Annotated in this window: 17 protein-coding genes and 2 pseudogenes; all 19 read right to left on the bottom strand. The window is 33.4% G+C overall.

Annotated elements, in window-relative coordinates:
- Nucleotides 1–1,416 (bottom strand): ABC transporter ATP-binding protein, encoded by a 1,416-nt coding sequence (locus tag BQ5371_RS05235; RefSeq protein WP_019132843.1) that lies wholly within the window; start codon nt 1,414–1,416, stop codon nt 1–3.
- Nucleotides 1,417–1,428: 12 nt separating this feature from the next.
- Nucleotides 1,429–2,115, bottom strand: coding sequence for an energy-coupling factor transporter transmembrane component T family protein (locus tag BQ5371_RS05230; protein WP_000398547.1), 687 nt, complete (start codon nt 2,113–2,115; stop codon nt 1,429–1,431).
- Entirely contained in the window at nt 2,116–2,709 is a 594-nt protein-coding gene (locus tag BQ5371_RS05225) for an MptD family putative ECF transporter S component (protein ID WP_002842188.1), read from the bottom strand. It abuts the gene before it with no gap.
- A 170-nt stretch (nt 2,710–2,879) separates the two neighbouring features.
- A complete protein-coding gene (locus BQ5371_RS05220; RefSeq protein WP_000184355.1) occupies nt 2,880–3,278 on the bottom strand; it encodes a hypothetical protein in 399 nt (132 codons plus the stop codon).
- A 60-nt stretch (nt 3,279–3,338) separates the two neighbouring features.
- Nucleotides 3,339–3,461: pseudogene (locus tag BQ5371_RS07110) on the bottom strand (TetR/AcrR family transcriptional regulator); the annotation flags it as partial.
- A gap of 130 nt (nt 3,462–3,591) precedes the next feature.
- Nucleotides 3,592–5,418: a recombinase family protein gene (locus BQ5371_RS05215; RefSeq protein WP_071132848.1), complete on the bottom strand. Its 1,827-nt coding sequence runs from the start codon at nt 5,416–5,418 to the stop codon at nt 3,592–3,594.
- Nucleotides 5,419–5,514: 96 nt separating this feature from the next.
- Nucleotides 5,515–6,501: pseudogene (locus BQ5371_RS05210) on the bottom strand (type IV secretory system conjugative DNA transfer family protein); the annotation flags it as partial.
- Nucleotides 6,498–6,983, bottom strand: a complete 486-nt coding sequence (locus BQ5371_RS05205; protein WP_000606558.1) for a PcfB family protein — start codon at nt 6,981–6,983, stop codon at nt 6,498–6,500. The pseudogene BQ5371_RS05210 and the gene BQ5371_RS05205, both read right to left, overlap by 4 nt.
- Nucleotides 6,980–7,831 carry an ATP-binding protein gene (locus tag BQ5371_RS05200; protein ID WP_000588833.1) on the bottom strand — a complete coding sequence of 284 codons (852 nt, stop codon included), beginning with the start codon at nt 7,829–7,831 and terminating at the stop codon, nt 6,980–6,982. The genes BQ5371_RS05205 and BQ5371_RS05200 overlap by 4 nt, the downstream gene beginning before the upstream one ends.
- A complete protein-coding gene (locus tag BQ5371_RS05195) occupies nt 7,828–8,598 on the bottom strand; it encodes a replication initiator protein A (protein WP_071132847.1) in 771 nt (256 codons plus the stop codon). Before BQ5371_RS05195 ends, BQ5371_RS05200 begins: the two co-directional genes overlap by 4 nt.
- 90 nt (nt 8,599–8,688) lie before the next feature.
- Nucleotides 8,689–8,970, bottom strand: coding sequence for a CD1845 family protein (locus BQ5371_RS05190; RefSeq protein ID WP_135354810.1), 282 nt, complete (start codon nt 8,968–8,970; stop codon nt 8,689–8,691).
- Nucleotides 8,971–8,976: 6 nt separating this feature from the next.
- The gene (locus tag BQ5371_RS06950) at nt 8,977–9,165 is read right to left on the bottom strand and encodes a hypothetical protein (RefSeq protein ID WP_162493128.1); all 189 of its coding nucleotides are present in this window, start codon (nt 9,163–9,165) and stop codon (nt 8,977–8,979) included.
- A gap of 302 nt (nt 9,166–9,467) precedes the next feature.
- Nucleotides 9,468–9,710, bottom strand: coding sequence for a hypothetical protein (locus BQ5371_RS05180; RefSeq protein WP_071132845.1), 243 nt, complete (start codon nt 9,708–9,710; stop codon nt 9,468–9,470).
- Between the two features lie 409 nt (nt 9,711–10,119).
- Nucleotides 10,120–11,352 (bottom strand): PIN domain-containing protein, encoded by a 1,233-nt coding sequence (locus tag BQ5371_RS05170; RefSeq protein ID WP_071132844.1) that lies wholly within the window; start codon nt 11,350–11,352, stop codon nt 10,120–10,122.
- Nucleotides 11,353–11,599: 247 nt separating this feature from the next.
- Complete coding sequence (guaA, locus tag BQ5371_RS05165) at nt 11,600–13,156, bottom strand: glutamine-hydrolyzing GMP synthase (protein WP_071132843.1); 1,557 nt, start codon at nt 13,154–13,156, stop codon at nt 11,600–11,602.
- A 191-nt stretch (nt 13,157–13,347) separates the two neighbouring features.
- Nucleotides 13,348–14,862 carry an IMP dehydrogenase gene (locus BQ5371_RS05160; protein WP_071132842.1) on the bottom strand — a complete coding sequence of 505 codons (1,515 nt, stop codon included), beginning with the start codon at nt 14,860–14,862 and terminating at the stop codon, nt 13,348–13,350.
- 137 nt (nt 14,863–14,999) lie between these two features.
- Nucleotides 15,000–16,103 (bottom strand): Spy0128 family protein, encoded by a 1,104-nt coding sequence (locus BQ5371_RS05155; protein WP_071132841.1) that lies wholly within the window; start codon nt 16,101–16,103, stop codon nt 15,000–15,002.
- Nucleotides 16,096–17,295 carry an alanine racemase gene (alr, locus tag BQ5371_RS05150; RefSeq protein WP_083377438.1) on the bottom strand — a complete coding sequence of 400 codons (1,200 nt, stop codon included), beginning with the start codon at nt 17,293–17,295 and terminating at the stop codon, nt 16,096–16,098. The genes BQ5371_RS05155 and alr overlap by 8 nt, the downstream gene beginning before the upstream one ends.
- 91 nt (nt 17,296–17,386) lie before the next feature.
- Nucleotides 17,387–18,298 (bottom strand): translation elongation factor Ts, encoded by a 912-nt coding sequence (gene tsf, locus BQ5371_RS05145; RefSeq protein ID WP_071132839.1) that lies wholly within the window; start codon nt 18,296–18,298, stop codon nt 17,387–17,389.
- Between the last annotated feature and the right edge of the window lie 13 nt (nt 18,299–18,311).

Genomic DNA, 18,311 nt, shown 5'->3' with positions numbered 1-18,311 from the left:
TTACCTTCTTTCATAAAATCTTTTTATTCTGCCATCGCAAATTTCCAATAATTTATTACATGTACTATCAATCAATTCATTATCATGCGTAACAATAAATATAATTTTATTATTTGAAAATTCTTTAATGACTTTGCTTATTTCGAGCATATTTGTATAATCAAGTCCACTCGTTGGTTCGTCCAAAATAATAATTTCTCTATTCATTAACATCCCCAATGCTACAGAAAGTCTCTGCATTTGACCTCCTGATAAGCACATAGGATGACGATGATCTAATTTTTTAAGATCTAATTTTTCTAGAATATTATCTATTTGCTTTTCATCTATTTTAGAATCAAATAAACTAAATTCATCTCTTACAGATTCCGAAAAAAACTGATGAATTACATCTTGCATAACCATATAACAAAGTTTTCTTCGTTTTTTATATTTTATGGGACTTCCTTTATAGCTTATTTTTCCTTCGTTTTCTTTCAACAGTCCACACAAAATTCTCATTAATGTTGTTTTTCCTTGACCATTTTTACCTGTTATTGCAATAATATCTCCCTTGTTTCCGGAAATATTTATCTTATCTAAAATTTTTTGTTTCTTATTTTCATATTCTAAATTTGAAACTACAAAGTCATCAGATTCACAAAATGTGACAGGATTTGCAAAATCATCATTTTTCTTTCTTACAAAAGTTCTAAGTCCTAGTTTCTTTCGTGAGTCATCACTAATTGAAGAAAATTCCACATTTGAAAAAACATATTTTATTTTTCCGTCTTGTAAATAAATAGCTCTATCAATTAAATCCATTAAATAATAGAGTCTATGTTCAGAAATAATAATTGTCTTGCCCTGAGTTTTAAGATTTATAAGCATCTCTCTTATTCTTTCAATGCCATACTCATCAATATTTGCAGAAGGTTCATCAAACACATATACATCTGGATTGGTAGCATAAATAGATGCAATAGCAAGTAATTGCTTTTCTCCACCTGACATCATAAAAACATTTCTGTTTTTTAATCTTTCAATTCCCAAATCACGTACCACTTTAAAAACTTGTCTTTTTATTTTATCAGGGTTTTCACCTAAATTTTCTAATCCAAATGTTAGTTCACTATCTGAATCTAAATTAAAAAACTGTGTTTTGGGGTTTTGAAAAATTGTTCCCACTTTTTCAGAAATTTCATATATCTTCATTTGTTTTGTGTTTATCCCATTTATAAAAATATTTCCTAATAAATTTCCCTCTAAAAAATGAGGAATCAATCCATTGATTAATTTTGTTATAGTTGTTTTCCCAGAACCAGATTTTCCGCATAATAAGATAACTTCTCCTTGATTAATCTTTATTGAAATTTTCTTTAACTGTTCTTCTAAGCTTCTCTTATAGGAATATGAAGCTTCATTTATATTAATCATGTTTCGTACCTCTTATAAAAATAACTTGAACTTTAAATTAAAGAACATCAGAATGCATAATAGAATAATTATTAGATCCCAAATGTTAAATCCTGCATCATCCATAAAAGTCTTTCTTGCAGGATTTTCTATTCCTCTTACTGTAATAGCCTGAGCTAATTCATCTGCGGTATTAGAAGCTGTAACTATTAATGATATTAGTCCTAATTGTATCTTTTTAAATCCAGTCACGCCTCTTATTTTTATTGCATCTGAGATTAATATTTTTTCTTCTCTTAAAGATGGAAAATATCTGATGCCTATTGCTAGAGAAATAATTAGGCTTTTTGGAAAATGCATCATTTTTAAGGCATACATAATATTTCGTATAGGATTAGTTTTTACAAGAATTTGACCAACTAAAAAAATCGGTATTAACTTAGGAGCATGAATCACCAATAATCCAAAATGTGCTGATATGACATCTGGTAGAATCGGCAAAACAAAATATTTCAATCCCTGTAATAATACAAACATAGATAATGCCTTTAAAGATATTTTAACAAGTCCCATAAATAACGCTATAATAGCAACAATTAAAAGAATAAAAAAATCTAATTTTAAGCTATTATTTGCAAAGCTAATAATACTAACTGAAATCAAAAAAATGATTTCAGTTAGTGGATTTAGCTTTATAATGCCTCTTACAATACCCTCCATTTACATAATTCCAGCTTTCTCAAAACGTTTTTTGAACATTGCTTTACCTATATATGCACCAATGACTCCTCCAATAAATGCAGTAATGATCATCCCGATAAGTGTTGGAATTGAAATTAAAGTTTGTAATTTATTTACATATTCTGGACTCATTCCCATTTTAATAATAGACTTCATATAAGATTCTTGGAACAACCACATAGGCAATGGTGAGCCAATCAACCCAATGCAAATCAATCCTGAAGATACTATTACGCTTTTTTGACTTTTATATCCCAAAATTTTTCTAGTAATTTCTGCTAAAACCCCTGCAATAACGCAAGTTATGACAATTGTAAAAGTGCATTCTCCTATAGCAAAATATATAATCCCTGTAATTGCTATCAAAAGTAAAGCCGTTCCTGGTTTTGGCACCTTAGAGACCAACAACATGTAAATAAAATTACATATTATGCCTGTCATTGCTGGCCATAATAACCAAAGTATCGGAGAAAACACAGGAATAAACATTACCGCCATGGATAACGCCATATAAATCACTGAAAAAATGCCGATGTTAACTAAATCTTTTGTTTTTAATTTTGATTCATTCATTTGAATACCTCCATTTAAATTTTTATATTTATTCACCAGTTGCAATATGATTGATTCAAAATAATCTTTACTGGTAAATTTTTCTTATTTTTGTTTACTTTCCATAAAACGCAGAAAATCGGGATTAACCCGATTTCAAAATTTATTATTTTTAATTTTATATTATGTTTTCATTTAATAATCCTCCTCCAACCAAAATTCATTGCTGCCTCCATCATATCGATAAAATTCAAGGCTTCATTATATGAATACCTATGTGTGATTACCTCAAATAAAGGTGTACATGCCATTGTATAAAGAACATGAAGTTCATCATCATTCAAATCATTTACTTCAATCTTTTTTTCTTTAAGAACCTCGATCAATTTCTTAGCACCCTGCACTTCAAGATTCACTAAATCATGACGAATTGATTCAAATTCCGTACCCTGAGAACAGTTAAACAAAAGATTAACTATAGGATCGTTTTGGTAAATAAATTCCAATAATTCCCTATTACTATCATCAGATTTTTCTCCAAAAGCTTGTAAACCATTTACTTTAATTTCTTCAATCGCTTGATTTGTCAATTCTTTACTTCTTCTGTATAAGTGATTAAGTATAGGACTTACAAGTACCTTAAAAATATCTTCTTTAGATTTAAAATGCTTATATATTGCACCAGGTGTAATTCCTGCATTTTTAGCAATAGTGCGAATAGAAGCCTCTTCGAATCCATGCTCTGTAAACTCGCTTTTTGCACTTTTTAATATTTTCTTTATTGTAACATCTTTGTCTCTCAGTAAGTTTCACCTCCCAAATTAAGATAACACCGTTTACTTTATTTTAGCATAATCTAACCTCAAAGTCAATCCACAATATTCTACTGAAAATCTCTTGCCTTTACTGAAAATCTCTTGCCGGTATCCCCTCTCTTTTCAAAACCTTTAATTTCTCTTGTTTCTTCTGCTCCCTTCTTGCCTTATATTTATCCTCATACTCTTTCTGTTTTCCGCTTGCTTTTCGTTTCAGGTAATTTTGATGTAGCTTGTCTTTTCTTTCTTCGATTTTTCTTTCTTCTTCCTCAAGTTTTTGTTTTTCTTCATCACTTAACTCCGCCTGTGGTAGTTCGTAATTACCTATGAAATTAAAGTAAATTTCTATCTTTTGCTTTGATGTCTGACTTCCTTTTCTATCTCTTTCATGTACGATAATCTTTTCTACAAACTCATTTATCATTGTAGTTGTAAGTTCATCAAAGTTTTCATAACGACTGATAAGAGATATAAATTTTCTTGCTCTGTCTGTTTCTTTTTCATATCTTGATACCTGCTGCTCTAAATCTTTGATCTCTTTGCTTAAAGTTATCTGCTCTGTTTCATATTGATTGTTTAGTATCTCATATCTGCTATTTGGTATTTTGTTAAGGATCATATCTTCGTAAATTCTGCACATAAGTCGTTCGAGTTCCCTAAGTCTGTTTTGGCTTTCCGTTAATCTTACCTTTTTCTTTTCTATCTCTATTTTTTCTTTTTCTTCCATTTCATTTTGAATGGAACAGATAAAGGCTTCATTATCTTCATCAAGGTATTTTTTAATATCTTTTAGTGTGTCTTGTATTAAATTTAAGACTACTTCCGCTTTTATTCTGTGTGCTGATGGACAAAGCATGCCACAAGGTGTTTTAGTATAGGCACTGCAAGTGTAATAGGGTATATTTTTGTAATTGCTTGTTCTATGAACATACATTTTACTTCCACAATCTGCACAATACATCAGTCCTGTGAGTGGGTGATATTCTCCCCAACCGTCAGGATACCTTTTTACATTTCCTCTTATCCTTTGCACATTGTCAAAGGTTTCTTGATCTATAATTGGCTCGTGTGTATTTTCAAAAATAAGCCAGTTATCCTCGGATACATATTTGCTTTTCTTGTCCTTGAAGTGTTTTCTTGTTTTGAAATTGACTGTATGTCCCAAGTATTCCTGTTTCTTTAAAATGCTTGCTATGGTTGAGCTGCACCAACGATAGGGATGTTCAAAGTTTTTGCTTTGATATAGTCCATAGCCTAATTTCTGTTGATGATAGGCTGGTATATCTACTTTTTCACTCTCCAATATCTTTGCTATTCGATACGGACCATTTCCTTGCATGGTCAGGTTAAATATTCGCCTTACTATCTCTGCTGCTTTTTCATCTACTATCCACTTGTTTTTATCTTTTTCATCTTTGATATAGCCATAAGGCGGTGTACTTGCAGTATGTTTCCCACTTTCGCCTTTTGACCTGAAAGTCGATTGGATTTTTCTTGATGTATCTCTTGCATACCATTCGTTCATGATATTTCTAAAAGGGGTAAAATCATCTTCTCTGTAAAAACTATCTACATTGTCATTGATAGCGATTAGTCTTACGCCATTTTGTCTTAGTATCTCCATACATTGACCGACTTTGAGATAATCTCTGCCGAGTCTACTCATATCCTTTACGATGATACAACCGATATTTCCAGTATTTACTCCATTCATCATTTCCATAAAGCCTGGTCTATCAAACTGTGTCCCGCTTATTCCGTCATCTGTAAAATGGATGATGTTGGTTAAATTATTCTTACTTGCATATTCTTCAAGGATTTTCTTTTGATTAACGATTGAGTTACTTTCTCCTTCAAGTTCATCATCTCGACTTAATCTCTCATAGAGTGCTGTTATCTTTTCAAAATTCCTCACTTTTTCCTCCTTTCTCTTAATTTCTTAAATAAAAAAGAATTAAGAAGTACATGTTTCACTAAAACAGTGATTAAGTGTTCTCCTTAATTCTATTACTCCTGCTGCAAGCTTATATTTCTTATATTGCTTGACTGCAAAGTGCGTAGGCTCTTTCTTTTCCAATGCTTCAAACAGTCTATCAATGGGATTCATATAGGTTTCATCATCTTCTCTGACTTCTGAAGCGTCTATCATATCCAGTAGTGTCGCAAAGTTCTTTTCTTCTCTTGGAGCTTCATAGAAGATATATCCGATAAGAGCTGTATAATAGAGCTTTTCGGCTTTCACCCAAAAATCTTCTCCTGCTTTTTCTCCCTCTCCCTTAGTGTTCGCAATAATTGTCTGCACCAGTTTCAGTATGTCTTTTTCACTTCTGATGTAAGCGAATGGATTGTACTTCATGCTCTTTTTGAAGTTGATGGTATTTAAGATTTTTATCTCATAGCCATTATCTTCAAGCATCTTGCCACACTCAATGACTATTGTTCCTTTTGGATCTGTTACGCAATATGACGAGTGCATTTGCATTAGGTTTGGCTTTACATAAAATCTCGTCTTTCCGGAGCCAGAACCACCAATAACAAGTACATTCTTATTTCTTGCATACTTTGGATTTGCCGGTCTGCCATTCATGGTTAATCGCTCTGTTTGAGTAAGCAAGATATTGTTTTGGAACTTTTCATCCACATACGGCTCTATATCTTTTCTCGTTCCCCATCTTGCTGAACCATACTCTTTCCCCTGCCTAAACTTTTTTGCATTTTTCCCTTTGGTATAGACAATAAATTTAATTAGAGCTGCCACTCCCACGCCCATTAAAATGTCAGAAGGATGAATACTTGGAATAAAGCTCATGGTATTAAGTTCTAATATTCCTTGAAAGATTTTGTCTATCACATCTCCACCAGTATAGGCTCTTACATGATGAGAAAAGATATTGCCAACATAGAAAAATGCAAGATAGGGAATATTCTGCTTTAGCAACTTTGCCTTATCTTGCACCTTAAATAAGCCTTTGATGTCTTTTAGTATCTTATCTATCATAGGCTCTGCTCCTTTTGTTTATTCTTAACTTTATCTTTAGAAACAGTGTTCTTTGCCATCTCCTTGAACTTCTCAATATTCTTGTGGATAGATTCTTTTCTTTCCGTTTTCTTTTCTGATTCTGCAAGAGCGTGTTTGAAGGCTTTATCCATGACTTTCATGTCTTTTGCCTGAAAGAATACGGAGTATTTACCGCTTTCTTTATCTTTCATCACCGAAAACTTTACCCCATACCGATTAAGTTCCTTTTTCAGTTCCTTCAGCTCTGCTTCTTCTACCGGAATTTCTTCAAGCTGTCCCTTTTTAACCATATCTTTGAGCTTTACTTCATTTCCGTTAGCATTAACCAGCTTTTCCAGTCCTCCAAGTTTTTCAGCCTCTTTCATCAGTTTCTTTAATAAGTTCAGAATTAGCTTTCCTGTTACTTTAGCAGCTTTCACTTCCATGTTAAGCGTTTTTCTTGCGATTTCTTCATTGATCAAGTTCTCTCACCTCCAGTCAGTAATCTTTCTTTATTCCTCTTTAATTTTTCTTCCTGAATAACTTTTCTGTAATCTTCTCCAAGTACCATCACAGGAATACACATCTCGATAATTCTTGAGTAAATTCTTTGGTATTCCACACTCTCCGTACAGTTTTCAATTTGGCTGTATGAAAGATTTGTGGTAAAGATTGTTGGCTTGTGCTTTAGGTATCTGTTATTCACAATGTTATATACCTGCTCTTTGGCATAGCTTGTATCTCTTTCAATTCCTAAATCATCTAAGATGAGAACGGAAGTGTTTACAAGGGATTCGATATATGCGTTTTTATCAAGGTCAAATCCGCCTTTTTGCAGTTCGTTGATTATCTGTGAAAAGTTTCTAATCTTAACGCTTATCTGATACTGTTCAATCAGTGCATTGGCAATAGAGCAGGCAAGATAGGTCTTTCCGCTACCCACCGAACCATAAAACAAGAGTCCGATGTTTTCTTTTTTCATCAGTTCGTAATCTTTTACAAAATTCTTTGCGATGATAAGACTCTGATTTTCTTTTCCCTGATAGTTTTCAAATGTATATGCCCATTGAATCATGGATGTGAAGCAGATACTTTTTAATCTCTCGATTTCAAGCTGCTTTTGTCTTTCTTTTTCTTTTGCTTCTCTATCTCTATCGCATTTACAAGCTGTCTTAAATATCATCTGCTTTCCGAAAAAGTCTAATGCTTTTCCATCTTTTCTTTCATGGCACACTTTACAGTAGGCGTGTCCGTCTTTGATGTATTCTTTTTCAGGATTGAAGCTGTATTCCACATCTTCTATCATCACTTTCTCTAATTCTTTAATCATAAATGTACTCCCTTGTTATATTCCTCCCATGTAGGGATATTGGTTTTTTTCTTACTTCCCTGATCTTTATAAAACCAAGAAAGAATTGTTGCTTTATGGTCTTTATATGTCTTTCCAGTACTTTGAAGATAGGTTGATAATCTCTCAATGTAGTTATCAAGCTCTCCTGCCATTTTTATTTGTAATTCGCCTATATCCTCATTCTTTAAAAAAACATTTTGAAATGTTCCAAGTCCGTTTTCGCAAAAACTATATTCTCTCTTACTATACTTACTCTTATTATTCTCTATATAGTTAGAGTCAACATTTTTAACTTCCTGAAGTTCATTTTCTTTACTTCTGAGGTCAACATCTTTTACTTCTGAAGTAAAGTTTTTTGACTTCTGAAAGTCATTTCCCTTTCCTTGAAATACACTCATAAAATCTTTTACATAAATGATATTAGGTTTTCCAAGTCCAAGCCTTACTCTTTCAATCAGTCCGATTCCTTTTTTACTGTCTAACTCATCCAATGTTTTTATGGCTGTCGGCTTTGAGATATTTCTTCTTCTCATAATTTCTTCAACGGTAAAATAGATAAATACTCTATTTTCTTTGTCTATCCAGTTATTCTTAAAAGATATTCCCGTTCGTTTTAGAAGCATGGAATAAAGGATAATTGCCTCTGCTGACAACCCCTTAAATTCTTCTCCATCTACTAATATTTCAGGCACTTTCAAAAAGTTAAATCGCTCTGCTTCTCTGTTATAGAAATAGTCAAAGTCCATGCAGGATCACCTCCCTCCTTAAAAATTTACAAAGAAAAAGACGATAGTTTTTTCTTCTATCGCCTTTGGTAACCATTTGTATTAAATTTTTTAGATTGATTTTATTGCTTCATTGATACCTTGTAAAAAAGCTATAACAGTTGCACCAACCATCGGTATTCCGTATGGACTAACTAAGAATCCAATAATCAATGCTTCTATTCCGATGGTAACTTCTTTTTGCAGAAAAGATGCAATTGCTCCAAATATGCAAAACATCATCAGCAAATATAGCAGTGCCGTTCCTATTCCGAGTAAGAATGTCAGAAACGCAGTGAGAATACTAAGCAGGAAGCTGATTGGGAAAAAGATTATTTTTATTATCCATCTCATCATTTCTTATTCCTCACTTCCCAATTCACCCTTTGTATCTCCACACACCATATCAATGCAAACATAAACATCAATATAATTTTTTAGGACTTTTTTTCTTCCTCCATCGCCATCTCCATTAAAGACATAATGCTTGTAAAACTGCTTAAAATGCAGGATTTTCACGATTTCACTCTTTGTATCAACGCTATGCACTCCACATGTCTCAAATGTGGAAATTTCTTAAGAAAAATATCTATTTCTACATAAGACTTCTTATAAGCTTCTACATCTTCTCGATTCATCATCATATAAATTTTATCGTTCGGATTTTTACGATATCCTTCATAATGTTCTCTTTTGCTCATACAGATTTGAATTTGCTTTACCACTTCCTTTATCCTTTTTTGCTCCCATGACAGCCTATCAAACTATCGCTTCAACTCATTCTTTCCGATTGATATTCGATTAATACCACGCTCCAATTCTTTCATTGAATTAAATCCTTTGTTTCTGATTTAAACAAGGGTAGATGCTGCTGTTTTAAGATTGTGTCTTGTTGCCCACTGCTCGTAGCCTTTGCTTGATCTTGCTTTTTCGCTTTTCTTAATATCAATGATATTTCCAATTTCTTTGTCTTTATTTCGGATTCTATTTTGGGTTTTTTCTTCAGTATAATTCGCTCCAATGGTCTTTGCTCTGGTAAATTTCTGCTGTACTGCATGTAAACAAAGAGTATTTGAAAGAACCTGATTATCCATATACAGGACATGATTTAATGCGATTTTTATTTAAGCTGGATGATAGTATTGAAGTAAATATACGACCTGTTATCCTAAATGATGAAGATCCTTAATACACTACCACAGGTATATATTTCGGCAGTGAAGCTATTCTTAGAATCCGTAATATGCTTGAACAGTGGCAGAAAATGAAAGATAAATATGAAAATAACGAAATTACCAAAGAAGCCTTGCAGGATTGGAGGCAAACTATCCAGACAGCCTGAAAAAAGATTATGTTCCTTTTGAGGAAAGCAATGCAAAGTTCTATAAAGGTGGCATTGGAGCCAAAATTCCACCAAATATAAAATAGGCACAAAAAAAACATAGCTGAAAGATTTTTAGGTCTTAAAATTATGTGCTTTTTAATAATTTATGAGTATTAGTTTTAATGATTATGCGAACAATTAATACAAAATCCATTTCCAGCATCATTAGAAATAGTTAATCCACATCCACAATCTGGGCAGTAATTCTCCCAAACTAATTGTGGCAAATTTAAAATTTCTTTACCTTTTTCATTTAATGTTCTTTGTGTAAATTTTTGATAAGTATCTATTTCAACACTATCAACTGTAAACTCTGGATAGCTATCTGAATCATCAGTATCATATTCATAGAACAAACTCACTTTTACCTCAATTTCCTTAGTGTGATTTTCCCTTATATTTCCATATTCTTTATAGCAATATTCTTTATTCTCAGAATCCCATGTAGAATTATTTTCATCAAAAAATTTACAATCAAAAATAAATTCCACTATATATTGCATAGTAATAATAACATTTTGATCTTTAGAATCATAATCTATTACTTCAGGTTTTGTATAGCTTATTGGAGTAACACTTTTAAGATAAAATTCTTCATATTCATATCCCCCCTCAATTCCCTTACGATCGTACTCATAACCGTCTATCTCTATACTATCTTCATTATTAAAAAATGCTTCTTTAATATCTTCTTCGAATCCATGTTCATATTTCTCAGCAATATACTTTAATGCTTGCTGAGCAATAACTTTTTCTATGTTAATAATATTCAATAACTCATCAATAGTCTTAAAGACATAAATTCCTTCTATATCTTGAAAATCACTATCACCGCTTAAAACATATATTGGAGTATCACCTTGTTTATATTCTTTTACCATTGAAATATTAAAAGCATCTGGAAACTCACTTTTTTTATTTTTGCTCCCGAATGGCTTACTACCACTAAAATAGTCATCCAATACCTCGCTTATTGCAACGGTATTAATGTCAAGAGAAACAGCTTTAGTGTCCGATAGATAACCTTCAAATCTATCCAACGCTTCTTTAACTAATTCTTGGCTATCAAGTTCCTTAAAGTAGTTTTCATATCTACTATTTCTAAAAATAGCTAATTCCCGACTATTATATTTTTTATTTATTTCATCTACTTTCTTTTCAACATTATCCTTTATGTGTTTTCTAACTTCTTGCACAACAATTGCACTTGTTAGTAAGTTTATCACTCCTCTTTTTACTTGTTTTTTTAAAAGCTCTAATCTGCCTCTTTCACTAAAATCAAAACTTTGATTTTCATAAATTTGTGTATCTACAAAAACATCAATAGGAAATTCCATTCTATTATTTTCCAATTTTACCTCCTACAAAAATTAATAAAGTAATTTTTCTACATAAATCACTATATAGACAAAAGCCTCCCACCACACAAAATGATAGAAGGCTTTATAAATAATTCACCTAAATTCAACAACTCCCTTTCAGACCTATTTTTTCCTATTTTTAGTATCAAAACAGTATCACTGAGGAGATTTTTGCTCCTGCAAAACGCTGAAATACTGTATTCCCAAGCGTTTTGTAACAGTAACATATTTGATTCTGTTATTCAAACTCTATCGTCCCTGGTGGCTTTGAAGTTATATCATAGACTACCCTATTCACATGGTCAACTTCATTCACTATTCTATTCATTATCCTCTGGAGCACTTCCCATGGGATGTCATATGCTTCTGCCGTCATAAAGTCTGAGGTCTTTACAGCTCTCAAGGCAATGGCATAGTCGTATGTTCTAAAATCTCCCATTACTCCGACAGATCTCATGTTAGTAAGTGCTGCAAAGTATTGGCTGATTTCTTTATCAAGTCCTGCTTTTCCTATTTCTTCTCTATAAATTGCATCTGCGTCCTGAACAATCTTTACCTTGTCAGCATTCACCTCTCCTATAATTCTTATTGCAAGTCCAGGGCCTGGGAACGGCTGCCTGCTTACGATGTATTCCGGTAAATCTAGCTCTCTACCTAGATTTCTAACCTCATCTTTAAAAAGCATTCTAAGCGGTTCAACAATCTCTTTAAAATCTACATAATCTGGTAGACCGCCCACATTGTGATGTGACTTTATAACTGCAGATTTTCCAAGTCCGCTCTCTATAACATCTGGATAAATTGTTCCTTGAACAAGATAATCCACCGCTCCTATCTTCTTAGCCTCTTCTTCAAATATTCTTATAAATTCCTCGCCTATTATTTTTCTCTTTTCTTCCGGCTCAGTAACCCCTTTGAGTTTTTCATAATATCTATCCTTGGCATCAACCATTATAAAGTTAAGCTCATATTTACCATTAGGTCCAAAGACCTGAGATACCTCTTCTGCTTCATTTTTGCGAAGAAGTCCATGATCAACAAATACGCAGGTAAGCTGTTTACCCACTGCTTTTGAGAGTAGCGTTGCTGCAACACTTGAGTCTACACCGCCTGATAATGCACATAGCACCTTGCCACTTCCAATTTTCTCCCTAAGGATTTTGATTTGGTCATCTGCATAAATCCCCATTTGCCAGCTACCACTGCAGCCACAAATATCAATGACAAAATTCTCTAATATCTTTCTTCCTTGAATGGTATGATTTACCTCGGGATGAAATTGAACAGCATAAAGCTTCTTATTTCGATTTTCCATGGCTGCAACAGGGCAGTTTTCTGTACATGCTGTAATTTCAAAGCCCTGTGGAACTTTGCTTATACAATCGGTATGACTCATCCATACTACTGTATTATCATCAAGTCCATTTAGAATAGAATTTTTGTCCTTTATAAATGTCTTTGTATGTCCATATTCGCTAGTTGGTGCTGTATCAATTTTACCACCAAGTATATGAGCCATTAATTGTGCTCCATAGCATATTCCGAGTATTGGAACTCCAATCTCAAAAATCTTCTCATCTATACTTGGAGCATCTTTTCCATATGCACTTTGCGGTCCTCCCGTAAATATGATTCCTGTTGGCTCAAATTCAAGGACTTCCTTTAGGCTTATATTTTCAAAACCTTTTACCTCACTATACACATTGAGTTCACGGACTCTTCTAGCAATAAGCTGGTTATATTGCCCTCCAAAATCTATTATGAGAATTTTTTCTTTGATATTAGAATTATTCATAAATTACCTCTATTGCTCTTTTAATATTTTTTATTTAGCAAAATATAATCTTTATCAGTTATCAAGTTATCAATGTTTTTAAATGCATATTTATTAATTCAATATTTGTAAATAATTTCCTCATTATATTCTTTATATTCTTTTATATAATTATATGCTTTTATATATGTTTTTATATATTTTATTATCACTTACCTTCTGACCTGTGGCTGGCTATTATCCTTTAATACGACATCGTGGGCACCGCCCTCTACAATGCTTGTAGATGATACAAGAGTTAATTTTCCCTCATCTTGTAGCTGTTTTATCGTCAAAACACCGCAATTACACATTGTTGATTTAATCTTATTTAGGGAAAGTAAAACATTGTCGTGGAGTGGCCCTGCGTAAGGCACATATGAGTCAACGCCTTCCTCAAATTTCATCTTCCCGCCTTCACCGCCAAGGTCGTATCTCTGCCAATTCCTTGCTCTGGTTGAGCCTTCTCCCCAATATTCTTTCATATAACTTCCATTTACCATAACTCTTGCAGATGGTGACTCATCAAATCTAGCAAAATATCTTCCCAGCATTATAAAGTCTGCTCCCATTGCTAATGCAAGTGTCATATGATAGTCATATACTATTCCACCATCAGAACAAATAGGTACATAGATTCCTGTTTTTTCAAAATATTCATTTCTAGCCTTTGCAACATCAATTATTGAAGATGCCTGACCTCTGCCTATTCCTTTTTGCTCTCTTGTAATGCAGATAGAGCCTCCTCCAATTCCAACTTTTACAAAATCGGCTCCTGACTTAACGAGGAAATCAAAACCCTCCTTGTCTACTACATTACCTGCTCCAACCTTAACTCTATCACCATAGTTGTCCCTTATCCACTTCAAAGTAATCGCTTGCCATTCTGAATAACCTTCTGATGAATCAATTGTTAGGACATCTACTCCCGCATCTATAAGTGCTGGAACTCTTTCTTTAAAGTCTCTTGAGTTGATTCCTGCACCAACGATATAGCTTTTATTATCATCAAGAAGCTCGTTAGGAAATTCTTTATGACTATTATAATCTTTTCTAAATACAAAGGCTGTAAGCCTGCGATTTTCATCTATTACCGGAAGTTGATTTACCTTATTATCCCATATCAAATCATTTGCTTCTGAAAGCGTTATTCCACTTTTTCCATATACTAACTTATCAAAAGGTGTCATAAATTCTGATATTGGCGTATCTAGATCCATACGGCTAACGCGGTAATCTTTGCTCGTTACTATGCCGACAAGTTTTCCCTCTGAAGTTCCGTCCTCTGTTACTGCTACAGTTGAGTGGCCTGTTTCTCTCTTCTTATCAAGTATATCTTTAAGTGTCTGATCCGGTCTTAAGTTTGAATCGCTTTTTACAAAACCTGCCTTATAATCCTTTACACGCTTTACCATTGCCGCTTGACTTTCAATTGACTGTGAACCAAATATAAAAGAAATTCCTCCTTCTTTTGCTAGGGCAACAGCCATATTATCATCAGATACAGCCTGCATTACTGCAGAAGCAAGGGGAATATTCATGCTGATTTCAGGTTTTTCACCTTTTTTGAATTTTGTTACTGGCGTTCTAAGTGATACATTTTCAGGTATTGTATCTACGCTCGTATATCCTGGTATTAACAAATATTCTGCAAATGTTCTTGAAGGTTCTGTAAGTATTCTTGCCATCACACACCTCTTTCTATATATATAAAAGTCTCGATTTAATTTAAATTAAATCGAGTATAACACAATAAATCGTTCAAATAAAGATAAAAGGCAGATATAAAATCTGCCTTTTATAATTAATTAATTTTATATTCTAATTATGAATCTTTTCTAAGATTTCTTGCCATAAATAGCCCTGCAATTCCTATGATTGATAGCGAAATTAAATCTATAAAGGAATTAGTATCTCCTGTCTTAGGATTTTCTTTTACTACAGGTTTTACAGGCTCTTTCATCATCTTATATGTGTTTTCAAATGTCGCATTAGCCGATGCATCTGTACCAACTTCATATATCCTTGTAAATGTTGAATTTTCTTCAGGATAGTAAGAGATAACTAAATCATATTGTTCGTTGCTATACTCCCAGCCCTTTTTCATATTATTCTTTTCTTGAAGCCTATATGCTATCAAGTAATTTTGTTTATTTTTACCGAAAGCAGTCCAGCCATTTGCCTCTCCCGCCTTATTTCCATCTAATGTAAAAGTAAATTCACTCTCAAACTCTCCAGCTCCATTAGTCTGAACCTTATTACTCGTTACTTTTATTCCTGTGTCATTTTGCATAGCTAATTTATTTAAAGGAATAATATCAAATTCAAAAGTTTCCTTACCAGGTGCAATATCTCCGCCCTGCTTAACAATTTTCTTAATTTTAAATGAATCAGAAATCATTGTACCATTGAAGGTATTAGTGAATGTGTTTCCAAATGTATCATTTCCTACCTCGTATAATCTTGGCCAAATCGTTTTATTCTGCGGATCGTAAGAAATAACTAGGTCATACTCATCATTTCCATATTGCCACCCGAGCTTTGTTTCTTTAACTTCTTTTATCCTATAAGCGATAATAAAAGTCGTGCGTCGCTGATTTGGCTTCCATCCATTTTCTTCCTTAATCTTATCAGGATCTACAGATACTTTAAGATTTGTTTCAAATTCATTAGCTCCATTTGTCTCGATTGTGTTCGTATCTAAAAACACTCCCGCTTCAGATGGTGATTTTTGACCATCTTGAGGGAAAAGCCCGAATTTAAATTCTTCTTTTCCAGGTGCCTCTTGTCCATTCTGCTTTACAATCTTTTTTACAGTTACTTCATCAGTTAGGAAATTAGGATTGTCAGCAAATATGCCCATTGGCATAACTAGCATAAAGATTGATACAAGCGAAATCAAAATGCTTATTCTTAGTTTTTTATTCACCTATGTACTTATGTGGTAATCTAATTCCAAAACTACATAAGACCTCATAATTTATCGTTCCTTCAAGATTTGCAATTTCACAAGATGTTATCCTATTTCCTGACACATCTTCACCCATTATTATAACTTCATCACCTATTTCAACGCCATAAATGTCGGTTACATCAATCATACATTGATCCATGCAAATAGCACCGACGACCTTCGCACGCTTCCCTTTTACAAGAACCTCAGCTTTTCCTGTCAATAGTCTAGAATAGCCATCCGCATATCCAATAGGAATTGTAGCAATCTTTGTATTTCTTTTTGCCTTAAATAACCTGCCATAACCCACAAAATCACCAATTTCAATTGTCTTTATGTGTACGATTTCTGCCTTAACTGACATCACAGGCTTTAAATTGAGCTTCTCCCTATCTACCTCGCTAGATGGATAACATCCATACATTATTATTCCCGGTCTTACTACATCAAGAAAACTCTCAGGATATTCTAAAATGGCACCTGAGTTCGCAATACTCTTCCACTTGTTTTTTACTCCTGCTTCTTCGATTTCTTCACATATTTTAAGAAAATTCTTGAGCTGCCAATTTGTATATTCCATCGATGCGCCGTCTACAGATGAAAAATGTGACAAGAATCCTGTTATTTCTATAGATTTCAAATCATCTATTTCCTTAATTTCATTTATCGCTTTTAATCTGTCTGCTCTTTTAAAATCCGAGCCATCAAAAGCTCTCCAACCTATTCTGCCCATTCCAGTATCTATCGCAATTACACATTTTATTATCTTTCCTTTTTTCTCCGCGACAAAATTAAGTGCAAGGGCTTCTTTTTTTGAGCTGATAATAGGGCAAAGATTGTATTCTAATATATCCTCTAGCGTATTTTCGGGGATTATTCCAAGCAAAATAATATCTCCCTTAATTCCACCTTGTCTAAGTTCAATCGCCTCTTTAACTGTTGCAACAGCGAACATTTCACAGCCTAGCTTCTCAAGTGTTTTTGCACATTTGATAGCTCCACAGCCATAGGCATTTGCTTTTATGATACTAGCGATTTTAGGGATATTATAAAGCTTATTTGAATTATATTTATTTTCTTTACTTCCCTTTGTAACAAGTTTTTTTATCTCTTGATAATTATATTTCAAATTATTTAAATTAATTTCAATCCATGCTTGTCTATTCATACTTTTGCCTATTTTTTAAAAAAGCAAGAGCTGACGATCCATTATATAAGGATAAGCGTCAGCCCCATGTTACTAAATTTGTATCTTAAAATTATTCGTTAATTTGAGCAGCTACTTCGGCAGCAAAATCCTCATTCTTCTTTTCGATTCCTTCTCCTACCTCATATCTGAGCATTTCAACAACTTCCATGCTCTTTCCTATTTCCTTTGCTGCACCTGCTATATACTGTCCAACGCTCATATCTCCATCTTTAACAAATGGCTGATCTAGTAGACATACTTCCTTTAACTCTTTCTTAATCTTACCTGCAACAATTTTGTCAACTATCTCAGGCTTCTTACCTTCATTGAGAACTTCCTGTGTCAAAATTCTCTTTTCATTCTCAAGATATTCAGGATCTACATCTTTATCGCTTATGAACTTAGGATCCATGGAAGCAATCTGCATGGCTACATCTTTTCCGACTCTTGAAATCTCATCAGCGGATGCATCTGTCTTTATTCCTACAATAACACCAATTCTTCCGCCGCCGTGAGTATATCCTGTATAAACAACGCCATCAGTTGCAAGCTTCTTATATCTTCTGATATTCATATTCTCACCAATCTTTGCAATCTTATCTGTGAGAACACCAGATATAGGCTTACCATTAAAGTCAACGGACATAAATTCGTCCATATCCTTTTCTCCATGTAAAAGAGCCATGTTTGCGATGTCTTCAACGAATGTAATAAATTCATCATTCTTTGCTACAAAATCTGTCTCAGAGTTAATTTCTACAATTGCAGATTCTGAATTATCATCGTTATATGCAATTCTAACAAGTCCTTCTGCTGCAATTCTTCCTGACTTCTTAGCTGCCTTAGAAAGTCCTTTTTCTCTAAGAACTTCGATAGCCTTATCAATATTTCCATCAGTCTCTACAAGTGCTTTCTTGCAGTCCATCATTCCAGCACCTGTACGCTCACGCAGTTCTTTAACCAATGCTGCTGTTACAGCCATATCTCTATCCTCC

Source organism: Alterileibacterium massiliense, assembly GCF_900104645.1.
Classification (GTDB): Bacteria; Bacillota; Clostridia; order Peptostreptococcales; family Anaerovoracaceae; genus Alterileibacterium; species Alterileibacterium massiliense.
This window is presented reverse-complemented; position numbering and strand designations above follow the sequence as displayed.